We start from the raw sequence: 21,557 nt of genomic DNA, 5'->3' as shown, positions 1-21,557 counted from the left end.
CGGGCAAACCGTCAGCGGCTCATCGGACATCTTTTGCAGCACATCTTTGGCAAAACCACAGGCTTCGCAGCGATACGCATAAATCGGCATGGTGAAACTCCGCAAATATCTTACAAAACCCTGAATTATAAAGGTTTTTTCGAATATGTACGGGCTTAGCCGATGGCTTGTGGCGGCAACGCCATGAATTGACGTCGCCGTTATTAATTTTGCATCAGATAAAACGATGAGTCTAAAGCGATGAATCGCCGAACTAACCCTAACGTGCGCGGATCTCGGTCCAGATGCGATTGACGGCGCGCCTTTGCTTGCTGTTCAGATCTTTCAGCATCTCCAGCTTGGCGAAACCCGCCTTGTCCGGAAAAATCGCCGGGTTGTTGGCTATTTCAGGTTTGATGTACTTGGCAGCGTCGGCGTTGGGATTGCCGGAACCGATCAGATTGCTGAGCTCGGCAGCATTCTTGCCATCCAACATGAAATTGATGAACTTGAGCGCAAGGTCAGGGCGCGGCGCCGCTTTGTGAATCACCATGCTGTCCAGCGCCAGCACCGCGCCTTCTTTCGGCAAAGCGTGGCGGATATGGAATTTACGGCCGGCTTTTTGCGCATCGACATCGGCTTGGAAAATATCATTCGAATAACCATGCGCCAGCCAGATGTCACCGACCGTTAATTCCTTGATATAACTGCTGCCGTTGAACGCCGCCCAGTACGGCTTGGCCTTGATAATCACATCCTTGGCCTGCTGCCAGTGCTGCTCGTCGGTATCGTTGGCGGAATACCCGAGGTACTTGAGCGCTGCCGCCATCAATTCATTGGCGGAATCCAGCACGGTCACCTTGCCCTTGATCTTGGCCAGGATCTTGGGATCGAAAATCGCCGCCCAGCTATCCACCGGAATCCCCAGCTCCTTCATCTTTTGATCGTTGTAACCCATCAAGGTGACGGTGTATGCATACGGCACCGAGTACTTGTTGCCCTTGTCGAAATCGGTATTCAGGTAGGCTGGATTGACGTTTTTCAGATTCGGCAACTGGCTCTTGTCGAGCGGCAGCAAGGCTTGTTGCTTGATCAGCGCATCCAGCGCATTGCCAGTCGGCACGATGATGTCATAACCCTTGGCGCCGGCGGCCAGCTTGGCCAGCATTTCTTCGTTGTCGCCATAATAAGTCTGCACCACCTTGCATTTGCAGAAAGTCTCGAAACGCTGCACGGTTTCGGGCGCAATGTAATTGTTCCAGTTATACAAGCGCAGTTCATCGGCGGCCTGGGCCGAGATGCTGGCAAACAAGAGGGTCGCGACGGTGAGCAGTTTTTTCATGGCAATCCTGATAGGCGCTGACAATGGACGAAAAAGAGACGGAAAAGAGACGAAATTACGAGGAACGAATGGCGTTTGGCGCCAGCTTGGACGCGATGATTATAAGCAGCAGAGTCAACCCCATCAACAAGGTAGAAACCGCATTGACTTCCGGCGTGACGGCGATCTTGATCATTGAATAAATCTGCAGCGGCAAGGTCGAGGCATTGGCGCCGGCTGTAAAGAAGGTAATCACGAAATCGTCGATCGACAAGGTGAACGCCATCAAGGCTCCGGCCACCACGCCCGGCATGATCAGCGGCAGCGTCACCAGGCGGAACGCTTGCATCGGCGTGGCGCCGCAGTCGCGCGCAGCTTCGGTCAGGCTTTCATCCATGCCCGACAAACGCGAACGCACCACGATCGCCACGAAACCTATGCAAAACGCGATATGCGCCAGGGCGATCGATACCAGTCCCAGGGTGATATTCAACATCACAAAGAAAATCAGCAGCGAGACGCCAACCAGGATTTCCGGAATCGCAATCGGCGTCAGCACCAGCAAGGGCAGCAATTTCAATCTATAGCGGTGCATCGCAAAACCGGCCATCGTGCCCAGCGTGGTCGAGACGGCGCTGGCGACCAGCGCGATCATCAGGGAGTTGCCGGCGGCTTGCAACATCTCTTCGTTATGGAACAGCTTGCGATACCAGTCCAACGTGAAACCGACCCACTCGGCATTGAGTTGCGAGTCATTGAAGGAATACACCACCACGATGACCAGGGGCACATACAGGAAGGCATACACGGCCAGCGCCACCAGCCACAAGCCCAGCGGACGCCTGATTACATTAGTCATGCGCCTCTCCTTGGCCGCGCCACCAGCACCGCAATGCCGGCGGCGATCAGGGCTGCTACCGTGAGGACGATGGATAGCACGCTGCCGAACGGCCAGTCACGGGTTTCCAGAAATTGCTGCTTGATCACATTACCTATCATGTCGCTACCGGTACCACCCAAAATGTCAGACACCGCAAAAATCCCCAGCGCCGGAATAAAGACCAGCGCCGCGCCTGCATAGACGCCGGGCAAGGACAACGGAAAAGTGATGCGCCAGAAACGCTGCCAGGCCGAAGCTCCCAGATCTTGAGCCGCATCGACCAGGGCCGGATCGTGTTTCTCCAGATTGGCGTACAGAGGCAAGACCATGAACGGCAAATGCACATAGACCAGGCCGACGATCACCGCAAACCCGGTAAACAACAGGCGCACCGGTTCGATCCCGGCCAGCCCCAAAACATAGTTAACTGCCTGCGTCAGGCCGGATTGCGGACCGAGGATGATCATCCAGGCATACACGCGGATCAGGAAGTTGCTCCAGAACGGCAGGATCACCAGCAGGATCAGCAGATCGCGGTATTTCTTCGGGCTGCGTGCAATCAGCAGCGCCAGCGGATAAGCCATCAGCAGGCAGCAGCAGGTGGTGATCACCGCGTACATCAGCGACTTCAGGAAGATCGCGGTGTAGATAAAATCGGAAGTGAAGCGCTGGAAATTCTCCAGCGTCAGATCGAGCTTGCCGGCTTCATCGAACACCGGCGCCAGGCCGCCGTAATCACCGGCATAGCGCACCGACGCGAACACCATGATCAGGCTCGGGATGGCAAAAAACAACAGCAGGTAAAACAGCGGCGGGCCGCTGATCAGCCAGCGCGCCAGCCGGCCGCGTTGCGCTGCGGTGTTAGGCAACTTGTTTGCAACCACATTTGCCACCTCATTTGCCACCTTATTCATACAAGAAATGTCCTGCGTCGAATTGCCAGGCGATGTCGACCATGTCGCCGACTTCGAAGAACTTGGCGCGGCCGGCTGCGGAATTCGCCAGCAGAGCCTCGATGGTGGTGCCCCCCTCCGTCTGCACGATGTAGACGGTGACGTCGCCCAGGTACAACAACTCTTTGACGAAACCCTTGAAGTGGTTTTCCGCGGTGTCGGTGCCGATCTCGGCGCTGATGTGGATTTTCTCGGGACGCAAAGTCAAGGTGCCTTTACGACCCACCACGGCGTCCGCCGGCAAGGCGCTCTTGACCAGCCCCAGGCCAGGTACATCGAGCTGCATGGAAGCGCCGTCGATGCTGGCGATGGCGCCGTCCAGCAAATTGCAGGTGCCGATAAAGTCGGCCACGAAACGGGTGCGCGGATAACTGTAGATGCGCGAAGGTTCGTCCAGTTGCTCGACATTGCCGCGGTTCATGACCGCAATCCGGTGCGACAGCGCCAGCGCTTCGCCCTGGTCATGGGTGACGTAGACGAAAGTGATGTCGACTTCTTTTTGCAAATTGATCAACTCGATCTGCATCTGCTCGCGCAATTTGGCGTCCAGCGCCGACAAAGGTTCGTCCAGCAGCAGCAGTTTGGGGCGCGACACCAGCGCCCGGGCCACTGCAACCCGCTGCCGTTGGCCGCCCGACAATTCATGCGGGAAGCGCGCAGCGAAGCCGGTCAGGCGCACATCTTCCAGCGCCTCGTCGACGCGGGCGCGAATCTGTTCGCTTGGCACTTTGGCCATTTTCAGGGGAAACGCGATATTCGCCGAGACCGTCATGTGCGGAAACAGCGCGTAGTTCTGGAATACGGTACAAACCGGTCGATGTTCCGGCGGACTACCTACCAGATCGACGCCATCCAGCAGGATCTGGCCGGCATCCGGCAGATCGAATCCGGCAATCATGCGCAGCAAAGTGGTTTTGCCGCAGCCGGACGGTCCCAGCAAAGTAAAGAATTCGCCGGCTTCAATCGACAGGCTGATATCGTCGACTGCGGCAAAGTCGCCAAAACGACGACTGACGTTACGGATTTCTAGCAGCGCCATATTTAGTCATTTCCAGAAGGGCGAAAAACCGCCAATTGTAGCAAGTTGACTGCAAATTATGTGAAAAAAGCCAGTGTATGTACCGTCGGACATACACTGACTCACATTTTGGCAACTCACGGGCCGTGACTACACTAACCTCGGCGGCGCCACTCCATCCAGCGCTCTTTACCGGCAAATACGGTAATGGAATCCGTCACATCCTGTTCGTTAGCCAGTTCAAAATCGGTATGCAATAAGCGTTCCAGTTCGACCCGGCTGATACCGAACGGCGGCCCCTTGGGCGCATCGTCGAAATAGAAGAAGCCAGCCAATGTACCAGCCGCCGGCAACAGTTCGGCCCAGCGGCTGACGATGGCGGCGCGCCTGGCCGGCGGCAAGGCGCACAGGAAGGCGCGTTCGTAGATCAGCCCCAATGGCTGCTGCGGCTGGTAAGTAAAGAAATCGGCCTGCAATACCCGCTCAGACCATTTACCCAGAACCTTGCGCGCTGCATCCACGGCGGCGCTGGAAAAATCGATGGCGGTCACATCCCAACCGGCCTCCGCAAGAAAGGCCACTTCGTAGCCGCTGCCGCAGCCGGGAATCAGGGTTGCGGCCGGCTTGGCGCGCGCCACATATTGCTGCAAGGCCTGCGGCACGCCGCCGGTATCCCAAGGCGTGAAATCCTGCTCGAAACGCTCGCTCCAGAAATCCGGATGGGAGGGATCGCGGTGGGAGAACTTGGGGTTGGGGTCGGGCTTAGAAGCGGACTTAGAATCAGACTTAGCCATGCTTACCACCAAATCATATGTCCGAAACGCAAATACAGGAGCGTCAACAGCACACCGCTTACCAGGCCTCCACCGACATACACTAGCATGCCGAGGAAGCGATTGGTCTGGCGCTGCTCTGCAATCAGCCGCCACATCATTTCATTGCCTTGCTCGAACTTAGGTTCCACCACCTGGCTCAAGGCCTGGTGCACCAGGCGCGGCAACTGCGGCAGCAACTTGCTGTAACGCGGCATTTCGATCTTCAACTGCTGGATCAGGCCGCGCCAGCCCAGTTGTTCGCTCATCCAGCGCTCCAGATGCGGCTTGGCGGTTTTCCACAAATCCAGTTCCGGATCGAGCTGGCGGCCCAAGCCCTCAACGTTGAGCAAGGTCTTTTGCAGCAGCACCAGCTGCGGTTGTACCTCGACATTAAAACGGCGCGAAGTCTGGAACAGGCGTAACAGCACCTGGCCGAAGGAGATATCTTTCAAGGGCCGGTCGAAAATCGGTTCGCAACAGGCGCGTACCGCCGATTCCAACTCGTCGACCCGGGTTTCCTTGGGCGCCCAGCCGGATTCGATATGGGCTTCGGCCACGCGTTTGTAATCGCGCTGGAAAAACGCCAGGAAGTTTTGCGACAGGTAGTCTTTATCGAAATCGTTGAGGGTGCCGACGATGCCGAAATCGAGCGCAATGTAACGGCCGAAAGTGGCTGGCGCAACCGATACCAGGATATTCCCCGGATGCATGTCGGCATGGAAAAAACCATCGCGGAATACCTGGGTGAAGAAAATCTCGACACCGTCGCGCGACAGCTTGCCCAGATCGACGCCGGCTTCGCGCAAGCGATCCAGCTGCGAAATCGGGATGCCGTGCATGCGTTCCATCACGATCACCGACGATGAGCAATAATCCCAGTACATTTCCGGCACCACCAATAGATGGGAGTCGGCGAAATTGCGACGCAACTGGCTGCCGTTGGCGGCCTCGCGCATCAGGTCCAGTTCGTCATGCAGGTATTTATCGAATTCGCCGACCACCTCGCGCGCCTTCAGGCGGCGGCCGTCGGCCCACAATCTTTCCACCAGGCCGGCGGCGATATGCATCAGCGCGACGTCTTCGTCGATCGACTTTTTCATGCCCGGACGCAGCACCTTGACCGCCACTTCCTTACCGTTTTTCAGCGTCGCAAAGTGCACTTGCGCGATCGAAGCCGAGGCCACCGGCTCACGCTCGAAGCTGGCGAACAAATCATCCGGATGGGCTTTCAACGATTTTTCGATCTGCGCAATCGCCAGATCGGAACTGAACGGCGGCACCCGGTCTTGCAGACGCGCCAGCTCGTCGACCATGTCGGCCGGCAGCAAATCGCGGCGGGTCGACAACACTTGCCCGAACTTGACGAAAATCGGCCCCAGTTCTTCCAGCGCCATGCGCAAACGCTCGCCGCGCGGCGCTGAAATATCGCGCCAGAAAATCAGGGTATCGATCAGTTTGGAGATGCGTGGCGTATCGAAACCCGACATCGCGATATCGTCCAGCCCATAGCGCACGGCAACGCGGACAATCTTTAACACTCGCAGGAATTTCGGGATCATGTGTTCTTTAGTTTGTTGATGCGTTTGGCGAGTCGCTCCAGATCGTCGCGCAACCTGGTGACATCATTCGTAAAATCGGATACCGCCTGTGGCCGCACCAGCATCGGTTGCTCTTCCAGAAAATATTCGGCGACATTTTCCGCCAGTTTTTTATGGGTGGCCAAGGCTCCGGCAATCAGCGCGTTGCCGCCGGCCACGATGCGCACGGCGGCGATATCGCCAACCAGCTTGCTCAGATCGTGTTCGGCATCCCAGCGCAAACCCTGGCTGACTTGCGAAATGGCGTTGGCAAAATCGGCGTCGCCGTCGATCTTTACGTAAGAAAAGGCGCGCTCCCGATTCTGCGCAATCAGCGGCAGATCGGCCAGATTGACGCGAATCGTGACGTTCACGGCCATATCCGGCGGCGGCGCTTGCAACAAGCCGTCGGCGCTGACCTGCCAGCTGAGTTTGACTGCGCCGCCGTCGAAACAAGCGACTTTATCCGCGTGCGAAGCCAGGATGCGCTGCGCCCAGGGTTCTTGCGCCAGCAAATGATTGACGGCGGCAGTGATCGGCGTGAAATTAAGTGGAGGAGTCATTATCACAAAATAAAACCGCCCGTGACTATTCACGGGCGGTCTCAAGTTTATCAGTTTGTCAGGCTTAAAGCCGTTTTAAAGCCCGCTCACAGCCTTAGCATCTATGCATTGACCTGCTGAATCCCGGCCAGAACCCAACCGCCCTGCCCCGATTGCGGCTTGGACAAATTCCACACTTCGGTGAACGGTTCCGCCGATGCTTCCGGCATTTCCTTGATCAGGCCGGTGAATTTGACACTGGCCAGATAATCGCTGCCGACGGTTTCGATACCCATCAATTCGCCATCCAGCTGCACCACATCGGTATTGTTGGGCGATGCGCCGCGCTCTTGCAACTGCAGGCGCAGTTCGCCAAACATTTCCGGCGTGGTGAATTCGCGGATATCGTTGATATCGGCCTTGTCCCAAGCCGCTTGCAGGCGGATAAAATAGGTTTTGGCGCTGCGCACGAAACCCGGCACGTCGAAATCGGCAGGAATGCCCCAGGGCGCGCTGTGCCCGGCCGCAGCCGAATCAGACTGCAATGCCGACGGCTGGAATGACGGGCCCGAATTGATGCGCGAGCCGATTTCCGGCGTAAAGCTGGCAGGGCTGTTGTCAAAACTGGCGGCAGCGGCAGGAGAACTGGTCCCAGGATAAGCAGCAGGCGCCGGCGCGCTGCTGTTCTTACGCATCAGCAAGCGCACCACGAAAACCACCGCGACTGCCAGCAAAGCCATCATCAGGAAAGAACCGAAAGCACCGCCCATGCCGAAGTGCGACATCAAGGCGCCCAGGCCCAGTCCTAGCAAAGCGCCACCCAGAATACCCTTCCAAGGGCTGGCCGGTTTAGGCGGGATCGCAGACGGCGTAGCGGCAGGTGCTGCCGGTTTGGCCTGGTTGGTATTGCCGAAATTCTGCGTCGGCTGGCTTGGCGCCTGGCGCGAAATCCCGGACGACTGTTTGCCGAACGACCCGCCGCCGCCCAGGCGACGCGCATCGGCATTCGATAGTGTCAACGACAAGGTGCTTGCTACCATCAGCAACACCAGCAAAAATTTCTTCATGCGAACTCCTACAGTTTTATGCCGGTATGCAAGGCCGCCACACCGGCAGTTAAATTGAAATACTCAACCCGCGCCAAACCGGCATCGATCATCATCTGCTTCAGGGTGTCCTGATCGGGATGCATGCGGATCGACTCAGCCAGGTAACGGTAGCTTTCCGAATCATTGGCAATTGCCTTGCCCAGCCACGGCAATACGGAAAACGAGTAAACGTCGTAAGGCTTTTTCAAGGGTTCCCAGACTTTCGAAAACTCCAGCACCAGCAACTTGCCGCCCGGCTTCAATACGCGCCGCATTTCTGCCAGTGCAGCGTCTTTGTGCGTCATGTTGCGCAAACCGAACGCCACCGATACCCGGTCGAAATAATTGTCCGGGAACGGCAATTTCTCCGCATCGCACAATAAAGTGGGGGTGGACAAGCCATTATTCAAGAGACGGTCACGCCCAACCCGCAGCATCGATTCGTTGATATCGGTCAGCCAGACTTCGCCGCTGGGCCCGGCGCGCTTAGCGAATGCCTTGGCCAGGTCGCCGGTGCCGCCGGCGATATCCAATACCTTGAAGCCAGGACGGATCGCTGCCTGGGCGATGGTGAAAATTTTCCAGACCCGATGCAAACCGGCCGACATCAAATCGTTCATGACATCGTATTTAGGGGCGACCGAGTGGAAAACTTCGGCAACTTTGTGGACTTTATCGTCCTCGGAGACGGTTTTATAACCGAAATGCGTGGTGTTAGTCATGGTGGCAAGCTTGTTTGGCAGACTTGCATTATACAAGTCCGGCAGATGCTTGTTTGGCTTGTTAAATAAGCCATATGAAGTTATGGATTACTTCACATTAGGTGCACCTAACACAAGCGCCTTTGCGTTAGGTGCACCTAACACAAGCACCTTTGCGTTAGGTGTACCTAACGCAAGCACCTTTGCGTTAGGTACACCATACACAAGCGCCCTTGCATCAGGCAGATCTGACACAAAACGCATGCTTAAAAAATATCGCGCCCTTCAGCAATATTGAGCAGGTCACTGACCATATAGATATGTGGATTGCGCCCGGCACCAGCTCTGAAAACTTGAATTAAATCAAGATCCGTCAAGGTTTTCAAAATAGCATTGGAGGTAAAACGGTTAGCAATACCTGCTCTTTTTGCAAAGTCGGTTGAGTTGATAATGGGTTTTCTAAAAAACGCATCCAGCGCGGGCACAGCAAATTGTGAGCGGGTTGCCTCAATAAATTGCGGTTTCAATTTGTTGTATAGGGCCAGCATTTTCTGCGCTTTGGCCAAGTTGGTATCTGCCTGCGAGATCACTCCCTCGGTAAAGAATTCAACCCAACCCTGCCAATCACCTTGCTCCGTAACCAACAATAGTCTGTCGTAATACTCCTCTCGATGCGATTCAAGATATTCAGACAGATAAAACATTGGGCGCGACAACAATCCTCGCTGAAAAAGCAACAAGGGAATCAACATCCGCCCAATGCGGCCATTGCCATCTTTAAACGGATGCAGAATCTCGAACTGGGCGTGTACTACCGCAATTTGCAAGACCGGATCATCATCAGTGCTGGAGATATAGGCAGCCCACGCTTCTAACGCTTGAGGCAATACCATCGGGTTAGGCGGTACAAACCGTGCCTCATCCATCGCGCAACCCGGGCGGCCAATCCAGTTTTGATCGACGCGGAACTGACCCGGTGTCTTATCTTGCCCACGCACGCCTTGCATCAGACTCTGGTGTATTTCTTTAATGATGGAAAGCGATAGTGGCCGATGTTCCAAAGCCTCTTCGGCCGCAAATAAGGCATTGCGATAGTTGCGAACTTCTTCCATGTCGGCCTGCCGCTCTGGCGCTGGCTCGACACCACCATCCTGTTGCAACACCTCTTCCAGCGTCGCTTGCGTTCCTTCTATCCGAGACGATAAAACAGCTTCGTTGGTAGTAATCGGCGACAGCAATACCGCCGCATTGGGCAAGGAACGGAGCAGACCATCGTAGCGTCCCAAGGCTGCATTGGCACGACTCATCAATGGCATCAATTTTTGCCAGTTCAAGTCAAGCACAGGCAAGGAAGGAGGTGCGGCAGGCAATTTAGGCATGGCTATAGGCTTTTTGCATGGTCTATCCTAAGCGGTTTAAGCCTTGCATTATACAAGCCCGACAGAAGGCAACGGGGCTCGATCCATCCTATCTGGGACGGATTCCCAACTATGCCTTATCAGCCTTACCCGCGGCATTCGCCAGTTTGCTAAGCATCTGGTCCAGCAGCCAGGGCTTGCGGTCCTGGTCTTCCGCCAGTTCCTTGCGCCGGATCGCATCGCGCACCACCAGCGAGCCAATATAACGCAGCGGCTCCGGTGGGAACTGGCCGCGTGGGCCGGCTGCCAGCGGGCTGCGGCTCCATGCATTATCGAGACCCAGCACCAGCGACGATAATAACTGGCCGCCCATGTAACTGGGGCCGACACCATTGCCGGAATAACCAAAGCCGTAAAACACGTTCGGCATGTCGTTCAGGCGGCCGAAGAAAGGGAAACCGGTCACCGAGCGATCGGATGGGCCGTTCCAGCTGGCGGTGATCGGCACTTCGACCAGCGCTGGGAAAAATTCGTGCAGGCTGCGCTTGAGCTGCTGCTCATAAGGCGAGCGCTGATCGAATACCGGCAGGATGCGGCCGCGCCAGGCGAAGGTATTGCCGCCCTTGCCCAGCATCAGGCGGCCGTCTTCAGTTGTCCGGTAATAGAAGACGAAGGTGCGTGAATCCAGTACCGACACACCGTCCATCAAACCGATGCGCTGCAACAGTTCAGGGCACTTTTCGGTGATCACCATATCGCTGGAGACGACTGCCAGTGTGCGTTCGAATTGCGGGAAACGGCTGGCCATCCAAGCGTTGATGGCCAACACCATCTTGCCGGCTTGCAGACTGCCGGCCGGCGTTTGCAGCGTGACCGTGGCGCCGGGTGTGAACGACAGCATCGGCGTTCTTTCATAAATCCGTATGCCCATTTCCAGCGCAACGCGGCGCAAACCGCGCACCAGCTTGCCCGGATGCACGGTAGCCGCCATCGGCGAAAACACACCGGCAAGATTGCGTTCAGAGCCGGAACGACGTTGCACTTCGGCGTCTGGCAACGGCTGGTAGGAACTGATGCCCTGTCGTTGCAGCTCTTCCAGCACTGGGTCGAGCACACCCAGTTGCGCCTTGGTGGTGGCTGTATACAGCGTGCCGTGCTGGCGGAATTCGGCGGCTATCTTGTGTTCGCGGCAAAAATTGCCGATGTGATCGACTACCGCCTCCGAGGCTTTGACCAGGCGCACGGCTTCGGTTTCGCCGAACAGGCGGCGCAAGGTGAAGAATTTGGTAGCCCAGGTCAGCAGGCAGCCACCGTTGCGGCCGCTGGCGCCGGCGCCGCACAGATCGCTTTCGATGATGGCAATGTCGAGTGCCGGATTTTGTTGCTTGAGCTGGATCGCGGTCCACAAACCGGTAAAGCCGCCGCCGACAATGCCGACGTCTGCCGTTTGCCGGCCTTGCAGCGCGGGGGCCAACTCACCGTCGGCGAATAGTGCATCTTCCAGCCAGAATGGGCGCATGGGGTATCTGTCCTAGGTGAGCAATGACTAAGCGGTGACTAAAGCACAAGCAGACATCAGCACGGAAAAATGCTGCAAATCGGGAGTCGCCATTCCTTCTACCTTGGCCTGGTCATCCCACTGGCGCAAGCTGACCGCGTCGACGGCATAAGGACGGGCAATGAATTGCCCCGCATCGGTGGCGGAAAACACCCCGCCCTGCAATTCCAGGCTGCGCTTGGAATCCTCGGACAGCCGGTCCCAATAAGCGGCATCGGTAGCGCACAGGTAGCGTTTGGCGTCGACGTGCAAACGAATCGGCTCCAGCACTGCAGGGCTAAACAAGCCGCGCAGGTACGGTATCGCAAAATATTGATGAGTATCATCAACGCCGCGTGCCGACGGCGTCTCGCCTTGCGGATTGAGCAAGTGACCGAGATCGTGCAGCAGGGCGGCACAGATCAGTTCCGGCTGCGCCCCGGCCTGCTCTGCCAGGGTGGCCGATTGCAGCGCATGTTGCAGTTGGTTGACCGGCTCGCCGCTGTACATCTGATGGCCGCCGCGTTCGAACAGTTCGCAGATTTGCGGGATAGTCAGCATAGATTCAGCTCCAACTCAATTCCAAGGCAGAGAATAAGTCTTGGTATTACAGAAGCTCTTCATCGCCTCCTGCACGCCTTCCTTGTAACCCAGGCCGGAATCCTTGATGCCGCCGAACGGCGTCAGTTCCAGCCGGTAACCTGGGACTTCGCGGACATTGATGCTGCCGACCTGCAGTTCGCGCACAAAGCGCGTGATGTAATCGAGGCGGTTGGTGCATACCGATGACGATAGGCCGTAGGGCGTCGAATTCGAGATGCGGATGGCGTCGGTAATATCGGTGCAGCGGATCACCGGCGATACCGGGCCGAAGGTTTCTTCGGCGACCAGTTGGCAGTCGGCTGGCACATGATCCAGCACCGTTGGCGAATACAGCGCGCCGTCGCGCAGATTGCCGAACAGGAGCTTGGCGCCGTGCTGTTGGGCGTCGTTGACCTTTGCTTCGAAAGCGGCGGCAGAACGCGCATCGATCACGGTGCCCATGTCGTTGTGCGGATCCATCGGATCGCCATATTTGATGGCCTTGGTTTTGCTCACCAGAAGTTCGACAAATTCGTCCGCTACCGTCTGGTGCACGATCATGCGTTTGATCGCAGTGCAGCGCTGGCCGGAATTTTTATACGAGCCCGAAACCGCCAGCGTCGCCGCTTCTTCCAGATCGGCGTCTTCCATCACGATGATCGGATCGTTGCCGCCCAGTTCGAGGATCTGCCGTTTATATACCGCTTTGCCGGCGATGTATTTACCGATAGGTACGCCGCCGGTAAACGTCACCAGATCGACATCAGGATTGGTCAGCATTTCGTCAGCGATTTCGCCAGGATCGCCAGTGACTACCGAGAACATTTCAGGCGGCAAGCCGGCTTCGTACAAAATGTCCGCCAGCAGCAAGGCCGACAACGGCGTCTTCTCGGTCGGCTTGAGCACCATCCGGTTATTGGTGGCGATCGAGGGCGCGACTTTGTGGGCGACTTGATTAAGCGGGTGATTGAACGGTGTGATCGCCGAGATTGCACCCAGCAGTGGCTCTTTCAAGGTGTAGACCTTGCGTTGCTTGCCATGCGGCGTCAGATCGCAGGAAAACACCTGGCCGTCATCCACCAGCGCCTGGTTGGCGGCAAACACAAACACATCGCAGGCGCGGCCGACTTCATACAAACTGTCTTTCTTGCACAGCCCGGCTTCGACCGTGATCAAGTCAGAGATTGCATCGGTATTGGCGCGCAGCAGTTCCGAAGTGCGCAACATGATGCGCGATCGTTCGTAGCGTGTCAGCGGCGAACGGAATGCACGTGCGACATGGAAGGCATGGCGGATATCTTCCACCGTGGCTTTCGGCACCGAACCGACCAGTGCGCCATTGAAGGGATTGCGAATCTCTATGCGGCGCGGGTTGCCGACCAGCATTCCGGCAATCCGCATGTCTTGATGTAAAGGTTCGCCTTGCTTGAGCTTGCTCAGTTCGGTCAGCATCATATCCTCGGGTCTGATTTGCGGAGCTTGGAAATCGATTGCGTGTAGTTATTGGGTGTGATTCATCGCCAGATAAAACACATCGAAATTGCGCAACCTGTGATCGGCCGGAATGGCGCTCAACTTGCGGTTGAACATCAGCGGCACTCTCTGCTCGGAAATACCGCCGTGCGAACGCAGCGGCAATTTCAGTTCGGACAGATCGTGACGGCTGGCGGAAGTGCCGATCACAGTCAGACGTTCGCTGACCACCACCAGATCACCGATGCGATCCGGCGGCAATTCGAAACGTTGCGCCGCCTGCGCGCGCGTCAGCACCAGTTCGATGCCGGGAATGGCGCGGATCTTATCGGCAGCATCTGCAACATTGGCGGCAACATCGGCGGTAGCGCCAAGATAGACAGTAGCGTAGGAACCGAGCGCGCCGTGATGCACCACATACGGATCGGTAATCGGCAGGATGACCCGGGTTTTCTCCAGGCCGATCCTGGCGTCCAGCACATCTTGCAGATAGATCACATTGGCCTTGCCGGCGCTGTCGGTCTTGGCGTTCATGCCGTGGTCGGCAGTCAGGCCGATCACCGCGCCCAAGGTATCGAGCTGGGTCAGGTAATGATCCATCATCGCGTAGAAGGCGTTGGCGCCGGGCGTGCCGGGCGCATATTTATGCTGGATATAGTCGGTGGTCGACAGATACATCAGGTCCGGCCGTTCGCTGGCCAGCAATTTGACGCCGGCGGCAAACACGAATTCGGACAACTCGGCGCTATACACCGATGGCAGCGGCATGCCGACCAGTTCCAATAAATTATCTATGCCGTTTTGTTCCAGCGTGGCCTGATCGGCTTTCTCTGCCGAGAAGCAGATGCCGCGCATCTTGTGGCCGAGCAGGCCGCGCAGCTTGTCCTTGGCGGTTACTACCGCGACCTTGGCGCCGGCATCGGCGAAGCTTGCCAGGATGGTGGCGGCGCGCAGGTATTTGGCGTCGTTCATCATGACTTCTTGTTTGGTTTCAAGGTCGTAAAAATAATTGCCGCAAATCCCATGCACAGCCGGCGGCACGCCGGTCACTATCGACAGATTATTCGGATTGGTAAAACTCGGCACCACGCAATCCGCGCTCAGCACCGTGCCCTGCTCCACCATTTTTTTCAAGAACGGTGCGACGCCGGCCTGTATCGCCTGATTGATGTATTCCTGTTCACAGCCGTCGACGCAAACCACTACCAGTGGCTGCTGCATCGATTGATAGCTACGGCCATTAACGCTAAGAGTTTTGGTATTGGACATGGTTTACTTTCGCTGTGGGTCGATCAGTTAATTGGGCGCGCTAGCAGCAGCCTTGGCTTGCGCCTTGTGCATGCGATTGCGTCCGGCAACTGCGTGCTCGCGCATGATGTCGCCTGCGGCTTGCGAGTCACCGCTGGCGATGGCGTCGACGATCTTGTGATGCTCGTTGGTCGAAGTCGGCAGGCTGCCCTTTTGAGCCAGCGCCGAGCGGCGGAACAGGTTGAGTTCGTTAACCAGACGGCGATAGGTGTGCAGCAGTTTTTTGTTGGCGGTGAATTGCACCAGCGAGTCATGAAAGGCCAGATTCAACTTCAAGTAGCCATCGACATCGCCCAAGGTCACCATGCCATCCATCTTGTCCAGCAAAGTGCGTAGCTCCTGCACCTGGCCCGGCTTGATGGTTGCCGCCAGTTTGCGCCCGATCAGCTCATCCAGCGCTGCCCGCACTTCATAGATTTCGTCGGCTTCTTCTACCGAGATCTGGCGCACGAAGACGCCGCAATTCTTTTCCTGCTGCACCAGCCCCGCCTCTTCCAGCGCCCGAAACGCCTCCCGCACCGGGCCGCGTGAAACGCCCAGCATTTCAGCCAGCGAGACTTCATTAAGTTTGTCGCCGGCGACCAGGTCGCCGCTCAGGATCATGCGCTCCAGCTCTTTCTGCACTAGCGAAGGCAGCGAATTTTTCTGGACCAGGGCGATGGTGTTCATGGTGCGGTTGGTAGTCATGGCGGATCTTTTTTTTGAGTTGGTGATTGCACTTTAATTTAACACCGTGTAGATTGTCAACAAAATACATAAAACATGATGCAATAAAAAGCCGCACCAAAAAACGGTTATGCATGTGGAAACAAGTAGTCCGGGTTTCAATATTGGCAGCATCACGGTGGACGATTTGCTCAACATCTGAGGAGATGACAATGAAACAGCAATTTGCACGAATCCTGCGCGCAAGTGCGGCGGCCGGAGTTGTAACTGTGCTGCTAGGCACTGCCCTTACCCTGGCGACTGCAAGCAGCCACGCTCAATCCAAAACCCCGCTGCTGGTATATACCGCGCTGGAAACCGACGCCATGAAACAGTACAAGGACGGTTTCGAGAAAGCCAACCCGACTGTCGAGATCCGCTGGGTGCGCGATTCGACCGGCGTCGTCACCGCAAAATTGCTGGCCGAAAAGAACAATCCACAAGCCGATGTAGTAGTCGGCCTGGCCGCCACCAGCCTGGCGCTGCTGGGCCAGGAAGGCATGCTGCTGCCGTATGAACCGACTGGCATGAAACAGCTCAATCCGGCCTATGTGGACAGCGCCCGGCCGCCGAGCTGGGTCGGCATGGATGTCTGGGGCGCGACGGTCTGCTTCAATACGATAGAAGCCAAGAAACTGAACTTGCCCGCGCCGACCAGTTGGCAAGACCTGGCCAAGCCGATCTATAAAGGCCAGATCGTCATGCCGCATCCGGCGTCCAGCGGCACCGGCTACCTCGACGTCACCGCCTGGCTGCAAATGTTCGGCGAAGCCAAGGGCTGGCAGTACATGGATGCGCTGCATCAGAACATTGCCCAATACACCCACTCCGGCTCGAAACCCTGCACCATGGCCGGTACCGGCGAATTCCCTATCGGCATTTCCTTTGAGTTCCGTGGCCATCAGGTGAAACGCAGCGGCGCCCCGGTCGAATTGATTTTTCCGAAAGAAGGCCTGGGCTGGGATGTGGAAGCCAGCGGCATCATGAAGGGCACCAAGAATCTGGAAGCGGCGAAAAAACTGGTCGACTGGATGAGCAGCAAGGACGCCAACCAGATCAGCTCCAACTGGTGGGCCATCGTCGCCTATCCCGGCATCGCCAAGAAGGTCGAAGGAATTCCAGACAATTACGAAAAACTGCTGATCGCGCCTAACGATTTCAACTGGTCAGCCAAGAACCGCGAGCGGATCCTGGCCGAATGGGGCACGCGTTACAACTCCAAGGCGGAAAAGAAGTAAGGCCTCGCCGTTCGCGCGCAGTTCGTGCGCAGTTCGTGATTAACCAGGAGAGTAAGCATCATGTCTCAGCAGAATCCGTGCCTGGCTTCCAAGCCCTATCTGACGCTTGAAAATATCTCGAAATCGTTCGGCAATTTCCATGCGCTGCGCGATATCAACCTGACTGTCGCCGAAGGCGAATTCGTCTGCTTCCTGGGGCCGTCCGGCTGCGGCAAGACTACCCTGCTGCGCATCATCGCCGGCCTCGAAAGCCAGAACCAGGGACGCATCGTCCAGGGCGGTAAAGACATCTCCTGGCTGGCGCCGATCAAGCGCGACTACGGCATCGTGTTCCAGTCTTACGCGCTATTTCCTAACCTGACCATTGCCGACAATGTCGCCTACGGCCTGGTCAACCGCCGGCAAAGCCGCAGCGCCACGGCAGAACGGGTGCAGGAGCTGCTGACGCTGGCCGGCCTGCCGACCAGCGGCAAGAAATTCCCGGGGCAATTATCCGGCGGCCAGCAACAGCGCATCGCATTGGTACGGGCGTTGGCGACTTCGCCGGGCCTGCTGTTGCTGGATGAACCGCTATCGGCGCTGGATGCATTGGAACGGGTGCGCTTGCGCAGCGAGATCCGCCAATTGCAGCAACGGCTGGGCGTCACCACCATCATGGTGACCCACGATCAGGAAGAAGCGTTGACCATGGCCGATCGCATCGTGGTGATGAATCACGGCGCCATCGAACAATGCGGCAGCCCGCAGGAAATCTATCTGCTACCGGGCTCGCCCTTCGTTGCGTCTTTCGTCGGCAAGGTGAATATCCTGCGCGGCGTTTCCTTGGGAGAAGGCCGCTTCCGCGTCGGCAAACTGGATTTCAATTGCGAATCGCGGGTCGATCACATTCCAGCCGGGCAGCCGGTTAAAGTGTATTTGCGGCCTGAGGATTTTGTCGCCCGCAGCGTCGAACAGCGCACCCACAATCACGCCATGGCGGAAGTGAAAAAAATAGAGTTCCTGGGCGCCTTCAGTTATCTGACAGTGGTACTGGATGGGATGGAACAACAGCCAGTGGTGGCGTCGATGTCGCTCAATCTGTTAAAAGAGCTGGGGCTGAGCGTCGGCAGCAAGCTGCGCTATGGGCTGCTGCCGGAACGCATCCGCGTCTATCAAGACGGCGAATCTTGCAAAAACCAGGCGGCGGCATGAGCAGGCCATCCAGCGCCCTGAACCTGCCGACGGCCTCGCTGGCCGCAGTGCCGCTTGCCCGCGGCCGCCAGCAAAGCCATTGGCATGACCGCATCGCACATGGCCTGCTGCTGGCAGTGTGTGCCGGGTTGGCGCTGTTTCTGTTGATGCCGGTGCTGATGATTTTGGTCCAGAGTGTGCAGGATCGCGATGGCGCCTTCGTCGGGTTGCGCCAGTTCACTGAATACATGTCGACTCCTGCATTGCGGCATTCGGTATTGAATACCTTGTTCATCGCAGTCTCAGTGACCTTGCTGGTGATTCCCGCCGCCTTCACTTTCGCCTATGCGCTGACGCGCAGCATGATGCCCTTCAAGCGCATCTTCCGCACCTTGTCATTGATCCCGATTCTGGCGCCGTCGCTGCTGGCGGCGATCTCGTTCGTGCAATGGTTCGGCACCCAGGGCCCACTCAAAGGCTTGCTGGGCGGCGCTTCCATCTACGGCCCGATCGGCATCATCATCAGCGAGTGTTATGCGGTGTTTCCGCATGCGCTGATGATTCTGATTACCGCACTCTCCTTGGCTGACGGCCGCCTGTATGAAGTCGCGGAATCGCTGGGCACCAGCCGCCTGCGCAAATTCTGGACCATCACCCTGCCCGGCGCCAAGTACGGGCTGATCAGCGCCATGCTGGTGGCATTCACCTTCACGGTCAACGATTTCGGCGTGCCCAAAGTCATAGGCGGCGATTTCAATGTGCTGGCCATCGACGTTTATCAACTAGTCATCGGCCAGCAGAATTTCAACAAAGGCGCGGTAGTCAGCTTGCTGCTGCTGTTGCCGGCGCTGATGGCGTTCGCCATCGACTTCACCATCCGCCGCAAATTGCAATCGCAGCTGTCGGCGCGTGCCGTGCCGTTTGCGCCCAAGCCGCAGCGCCTGTTCGACGCTCTGATGTTCAGCTACTGCGCTGTGGTTTGCCTGTTGCTGCTGGCGGTATTGGGCATGGCCGTATTTACTTCTTTCATCAAGCTATGGCCTTACAATCTGACGCTGGTGTGGGATCACTATTATTTCGGTCTGGTCCAGGATGGCATTCTGGAATCGTATTTCAATAGCCTGCGGCTGGCGGCCTATGTGGTACTGAGCGGCATAGTCCTGATTTTCGGCAGCGCCTATCTGGTTGAAAAAACGCGCGGCATGGAAGCTGCGCGGCCGGTGATACACCTGTTGGCCATGCTGCCGATGGGCGTACCGGGGCTGGTGCTGGGCCTGGGTTACATCATGTTCTTCAATCACCCGGACAATCCCTTGAACTTCCTGTATCGCAGCATGGCGATCCTGGTGTTGTCGACCGTGGTGCATTACTTCACCTCCAGCTATCTGACCGCGGTGACCGCCTTGAAAGCCATCGACAACGAGTTCGAAGCGGTATCGGCATCGCTCAAGGTGCCCTTCTATAAAACCTTCTTGCGCGTGACGGTGCCGGTCTGCCTGCCGGCGATCCTGGACATCGGCCGCTACCTGTTCATCAACGCCATGACCACTATCTCGGCAGTGGTGTTTCTGTATTCTCCCGACACCACACTAGCCTCGGTAGCGCTGCTGAACCTGGAAGCAGAAGGCAAGATCGGCCCGGCGGCGGCGATGGGAACCCTGATCGTACTGACTTCCACCATCATCTGCCTGCTGTATGCATTGACCACGCGCGTGCTGCTGAAGAGAGCGCAAAGCTGGCGCCAGATCTGAGCGCCCAACAAATTTTATATTTGACCCACACCTCGACATCCGTAACAGACCAAAGGAAATATCATGAGCCTGCAAAGCCGCGACCCGATTCTGCTGACACCCGGACCACTCACCACCTCGCTCGCCACCAAGAGCGCCATGCTGCAGGATTGGGGCTCATGGGACGCCTCATTCAACGCCATCACCGGCAAAGTGCGCAAGCAATTGCTGGACATCGCCAACGCCCATGAAAGCCATGTATGCGTACCGATGCAAGGCAGTGGCACGTTTTCGATAGAAGCCGCGATCAACACCCTGCTGCCACGCAACGGCCACATGCTGGTGCTGATCAACGGCGCTTACGGCAAGCGCATGGCGAAAATCGTCGAGATGATGGGACGCCAGGTAACGGTATTCGAAACCGCCGAAGACGTGCCGACCACCGGCGCCGACGTCGAGCGCGTGCTCAGCAACGACCGCAGCATCACCCACGTCGGCGTGATCCACTGCGAAACCAGCACCGGCATCCTGAATCCATTGCAAGAGATCGCCGAAGTAGTGGCGCAACACAAAAAGAGCCTGATCATCGACGCCATGAGCTCCTTCGGCGCGCTGGAAATCGACGCCGCGAAAATCAGCTTCGATGCACTGATCGCCGCCAGCGGCAAATGCATCGAAGGGCCGCCGGGCATGGGCTTTGTGATCGCCCGCAAAAGCGTGCTGGAAAAATGCGCAGGCAATTCAAGATCGCTATCGCTCGACCTGCACGACCAATGGGCCTACATGGAAAAAACCACGCAATGGCGCTTCACGCCGCCGACGCATATCGTGGTTGCCTTCCACCAAGCCTTGAACCAGTTTTTTGCAGAAGGCGGCCAACCGGCAAGACTGGCGCGCTACAGCAAGAACTACGACACCCTGATGGCGGGCATGCGCGAGTTGGGATTGATCCAGTTTTTACCGGCAAAAATCCAGGCGCCGATCATCGTCACCATGCATGCGCCGAATAGTCCCAATTATGAGTTCAAGGATTTTTACAACCGAGTGCGCGATAAAGGTTTCATCCTCTACCCGGGCAAACTGACCCAGGCTGAGACTTTCCGCGTGGGTTGTATTGGTGCGATTGGAGCGGAAGAAATGCGACAGGCGGTGCATGCGATTGGGGATGCGTTGCGCGAGATGGGGATTAAAGCGAGAAACGCGATCAACTCTTGATAAACGACTGAATCAAAAGATCGCAGTTGATCTTGAGATCGATATTGACGACAGAAATGAGCGCACCGGCAGATGTGTTGTTTTTGACGTTGCAGTTGCAGTTGCAGTTGCTGTTGACGTGAATTCCGCATTGGGACGTTGCCAAATGTAGCGGGTGTCAGTCGGGAATTGTGAAGAGACATGTTTGAGCGAAGCGAGTTGGTCTCTTCACCCGACTGACACCCGCTACATTTGGGGACCTGACCGAAGGGAAGGCAACGGCTTTGCGGTCGCCTTCTTTTTGGTTACTTTTTCTTGGCGAAGTGTATAGACCGGAGACATAGGTAACAGGTGTGCCGGGACATGGGTAACACTTTTGGTTCATTCG

General features: G+C 56.9%; 20 protein-coding genes. 4 read left to right on the top strand and 16 right to left on the bottom strand.

Annotated elements, in window-relative coordinates; genetic code table 11:
* From VNZ60_RS10535 to VNZ60_RS10460, 16 genes are all read right to left on the bottom strand, one after another.
* Window positions 1-90, bottom strand: a 90-nt coding sequence (locus VNZ60_RS10535; protein ID WP_325658859.1) for an FmdB family zinc ribbon protein, incomplete at its 3' end; no start/stop codon positions are given.
* A gap of 169 nt (window positions 91-259) precedes the next feature.
* A complete protein-coding gene (locus VNZ60_RS10530; RefSeq protein ID WP_325658855.1) occupies window positions 260-1,321 on the bottom strand; it encodes an ABC transporter substrate-binding protein in 1,062 nt (353 codons plus the stop codon).
* A gap of 55 nt (window positions 1,322-1,376) precedes the next feature.
* Window positions 1,377-2,159 (bottom strand): ABC transporter permease, encoded by a 783-nt coding sequence (locus tag VNZ60_RS10525; RefSeq protein WP_325658852.1) that lies wholly within the window; start codon window positions 2,157-2,159, stop codon window positions 1,377-1,379.
* Entirely contained in the window at window positions 2,156-3,094 is a 939-nt protein-coding gene (locus tag VNZ60_RS10520) for an ABC transporter permease (protein WP_325658850.1), read from the bottom strand. Before VNZ60_RS10520 ends, VNZ60_RS10525 begins: the two co-directional genes overlap by 4 nt.
* On the bottom strand, window positions 3,087-4,172 hold the full coding sequence (locus VNZ60_RS10515) for an ABC transporter ATP-binding protein (protein ID WP_325658848.1): 1,086 nt from the start codon (window positions 4,170-4,172) through the stop codon (window positions 3,087-3,089). The genes VNZ60_RS10520 and VNZ60_RS10515 overlap by 8 nt, the downstream gene beginning before the upstream one ends.
* A gap of 134 nt (window positions 4,173-4,306) precedes the next feature.
* Window positions 4,307-4,945 carry a methyltransferase domain-containing protein gene (locus VNZ60_RS10510; RefSeq protein WP_325658846.1) on the bottom strand — a complete coding sequence of 213 codons (639 nt, stop codon included), beginning with the start codon at window positions 4,943-4,945 and terminating at the stop codon, window positions 4,307-4,309.
* Between the two features lie 2 nt (window positions 4,946-4,947).
* Window positions 4,948-6,525: a ubiquinone biosynthesis regulatory protein kinase UbiB gene (gene ubiB / locus VNZ60_RS10505; RefSeq protein ID WP_325658844.1), complete on the bottom strand. Its 1,578-nt coding sequence runs from the start codon at window positions 6,523-6,525 to the stop codon at window positions 4,948-4,950.
* Complete coding sequence (locus VNZ60_RS10500; RefSeq protein ID WP_325658842.1) at window positions 6,522-7,106, bottom strand: ubiquinone biosynthesis accessory factor UbiJ; 585 nt, start codon at window positions 7,104-7,106, stop codon at window positions 6,522-6,524. The genes ubiB and VNZ60_RS10500 overlap by 4 nt, the downstream gene beginning before the upstream one ends.
* 101 nt (window positions 7,107-7,207) lie before the next feature.
* Complete coding sequence (locus tag VNZ60_RS10495; protein ID WP_325658839.1) at window positions 7,208-8,152, bottom strand: Tim44 domain-containing protein; 945 nt, start codon at window positions 8,150-8,152, stop codon at window positions 7,208-7,210.
* A gap of 8 nt (window positions 8,153-8,160) precedes the next feature.
* Complete coding sequence (gene ubiE, locus VNZ60_RS10490; protein WP_325658837.1) at window positions 8,161-8,895, bottom strand: bifunctional demethylmenaquinone methyltransferase/2-methoxy-6-polyprenyl-1,4-benzoquinol methylase UbiE; 735 nt, start codon at window positions 8,893-8,895, stop codon at window positions 8,161-8,163.
* A gap of 245 nt (window positions 8,896-9,140) precedes the next feature.
* Complete coding sequence (locus VNZ60_RS10485; protein ID WP_325658835.1) at window positions 9,141-10,253, bottom strand: Fic family protein; 1,113 nt, start codon at window positions 10,251-10,253, stop codon at window positions 9,141-9,143.
* 109 nt (window positions 10,254-10,362) lie between these two features.
* Window positions 10,363-11,751 carry an FAD-dependent oxidoreductase gene (locus VNZ60_RS10480; RefSeq protein ID WP_325658833.1) on the bottom strand — a complete coding sequence of 463 codons (1,389 nt, stop codon included), beginning with the start codon at window positions 11,749-11,751 and terminating at the stop codon, window positions 10,363-10,365.
* A gap of 27 nt (window positions 11,752-11,778) precedes the next feature.
* Window positions 11,779-12,330, bottom strand: coding sequence for a phosphonate degradation HD-domain oxygenase (locus VNZ60_RS10475; protein WP_325658831.1), 552 nt, complete (start codon window positions 12,328-12,330; stop codon window positions 11,779-11,781).
* A 15-nt stretch (window positions 12,331-12,345) separates the two neighbouring features.
* Window positions 12,346-13,803, bottom strand: coding sequence for a phosphonoacetaldehyde dehydrogenase (phnY, locus tag VNZ60_RS10470; RefSeq protein WP_414648811.1), 1,458 nt, complete (start codon window positions 13,801-13,803; stop codon window positions 12,346-12,348).
* 48 nt (window positions 13,804-13,851) lie between these two features.
* On the bottom strand, window positions 13,852-15,093 hold the full coding sequence (phnA, locus tag VNZ60_RS10465; protein ID WP_325658829.1) for a phosphonoacetate hydrolase: 1,242 nt from the start codon (window positions 15,091-15,093) through the stop codon (window positions 13,852-13,854).
* 27 nt (window positions 15,094-15,120) lie between these two features.
* Entirely contained in the window at window positions 15,121-15,819 is a 699-nt protein-coding gene (locus VNZ60_RS10460) for a phosphonate utilization associated transcriptional regulator (RefSeq protein WP_325658827.1), read from the bottom strand.
* 191 nt (window positions 15,820-16,010) lie between these two features.
* Between VNZ60_RS10460 and VNZ60_RS10455 the strand changes: the two genes are divergently transcribed.
* The 4 genes from VNZ60_RS10455 to VNZ60_RS10440 all read left to right on the top strand — a co-directional run bounded on the left by VNZ60_RS10455 (window position 16,011) and on the right by VNZ60_RS10440 (window position 21,190).
* A complete protein-coding gene (locus tag VNZ60_RS10455) occupies window positions 16,011-17,075 on the top strand; it encodes a putative 2-aminoethylphosphonate ABC transporter substrate-binding protein (RefSeq protein WP_325658825.1) in 1,065 nt (354 codons plus the stop codon).
* Between the two features lie 60 nt (window positions 17,076-17,135).
* Window positions 17,136-18,266 carry a putative 2-aminoethylphosphonate ABC transporter ATP-binding protein gene (locus VNZ60_RS10450; protein ID WP_325658823.1) on the top strand — a complete coding sequence of 377 codons (1,131 nt, stop codon included), beginning with the start codon at window positions 17,136-17,138 and terminating at the stop codon, window positions 18,264-18,266.
* A complete protein-coding gene (locus tag VNZ60_RS10445; protein ID WP_325658821.1) occupies window positions 18,263-19,996 on the top strand; it encodes a putative 2-aminoethylphosphonate ABC transporter permease subunit in 1,734 nt (577 codons plus the stop codon). The genes VNZ60_RS10450 and VNZ60_RS10445 overlap by 4 nt, the downstream gene beginning before the upstream one ends.
* Window positions 19,997-20,059: 63 nt before the next feature.
* A complete protein-coding gene (locus VNZ60_RS10440; protein WP_325658819.1) occupies window positions 20,060-21,190 on the top strand; it encodes a 2-aminoethylphosphonate--pyruvate transaminase in 1,131 nt (376 codons plus the stop codon).
* Window positions 21,191-21,557 lie beyond the last annotated feature (367 nt).

This window comes from Collimonas sp., from assembly GCF_035566375.1.
In the GTDB taxonomy this organism is placed as follows: Bacteria; Pseudomonadota; Gammaproteobacteria; order Burkholderiales; family Burkholderiaceae_D; genus Collimonas.
The sequence above is the reverse complement of the archived record's forward strand: the minus strand, read 5'-3'. Positions and strand labels throughout refer to the sequence as shown.

Excerpts from the sequence above, each read along its gene's own strand:
- phnA (WP_325658829.1), bottom strand. The coding sequence starts at position 15,093 with ATGTCCAATACCAAAACTCTTAGCGTTAATGGCCGTAGCTATCAATCG.
- VNZ60_RS10440 (WP_325658819.1), top strand. The coding sequence starts at position 20,060 with ATGAGCCTGCAAAGCCGCGACCCGATTCTGCTGACACCCGGACCACTC.
- VNZ60_RS10495 (WP_325658839.1), bottom strand. The coding sequence starts at position 8,152 with ATGAAGAAATTTTTGCTGGTGTTGCTGATGGTAGCAAGCACCTTGTCG.
- VNZ60_RS10445 (WP_325658821.1), top strand. The coding sequence starts at position 18,263 with ATGAGCAGGCCATCCAGCGCCCTGAACCTGCCGACGGCCTCGCTGGCC.
- VNZ60_RS10455 (WP_325658825.1), top strand. The coding sequence starts at position 16,011 with ATGAAACAGCAATTTGCACGAATCCTGCGCGCAAGTGCGGCGGCCGGA.
- VNZ60_RS10530 (WP_325658855.1), bottom strand. The coding sequence starts at position 1,321 with ATGAAAAAACTGCTCACCGTCGCGACCCTCTTGTTTGCCAGCATCTCG.
- VNZ60_RS10510 (WP_325658846.1), bottom strand. The coding sequence starts at position 4,945 with ATGGCTAAGTCTGATTCTAAGTCCGCTTCTAAGCCCGACCCCAACCCC.
- VNZ60_RS10480 (WP_325658833.1), bottom strand. The coding sequence starts at position 11,751 with ATGCGCCCATTCTGGCTGGAAGATGCACTATTCGCCGACGGTGAGTTG.
- VNZ60_RS10520 (WP_325658850.1), bottom strand. The coding sequence starts at position 3,094 with ATGAATAAGGTGGCAAATGAGGTGGCAAATGTGGTTGCAAACAAGTTG.
- VNZ60_RS10475 (WP_325658831.1), bottom strand. The coding sequence starts at position 12,330 with ATGCTGACTATCCCGCAAATCTGCGAACTGTTCGAACGCGGCGGCCAT.
- ubiE (WP_325658837.1), bottom strand. The coding sequence starts at position 8,895 with ATGACTAACACCACGCATTTCGGTTATAAAACCGTCTCCGAGGACGAT.
- phnY (WP_414648811.1), bottom strand. The coding sequence starts at position 13,803 with ATGCTGACCGAACTGAGCAAGCTCAAGCAAGGCGAACCTTTACATCAA.
- VNZ60_RS10450 (WP_325658823.1), top strand. The coding sequence starts at position 17,136 with ATGTCTCAGCAGAATCCGTGCCTGGCTTCCAAGCCCTATCTGACGCTT.
- VNZ60_RS10460 (WP_325658827.1), bottom strand. The coding sequence starts at position 15,819 with ATGACTACCAACCGCACCATGAACACCATCGCCCTGGTCCAGAAAAAT.
- VNZ60_RS10515 (WP_325658848.1), bottom strand. The coding sequence starts at position 4,172 with ATGGCGCTGCTAGAAATCCGTAACGTCAGTCGTCGTTTTGGCGACTTT.
- VNZ60_RS10485 (WP_325658835.1), bottom strand. The coding sequence starts at position 10,253 with ATGCCTAAATTGCCTGCCGCACCTCCTTCCTTGCCTGTGCTTGACTTG.
- VNZ60_RS10525 (WP_325658852.1), bottom strand. The coding sequence starts at position 2,159 with ATGACTAATGTAATCAGGCGTCCGCTGGGCTTGTGGCTGGTGGCGCTG.
- ubiB (WP_325658844.1), bottom strand. The coding sequence starts at position 6,525 with ATGATCCCGAAATTCCTGCGAGTGTTAAAGATTGTCCGCGTTGCCGTG.
- VNZ60_RS10500 (WP_325658842.1), bottom strand. The coding sequence starts at position 7,106 with ATGACTCCTCCACTTAATTTCACGCCGATCACTGCCGCCGTCAATCAT.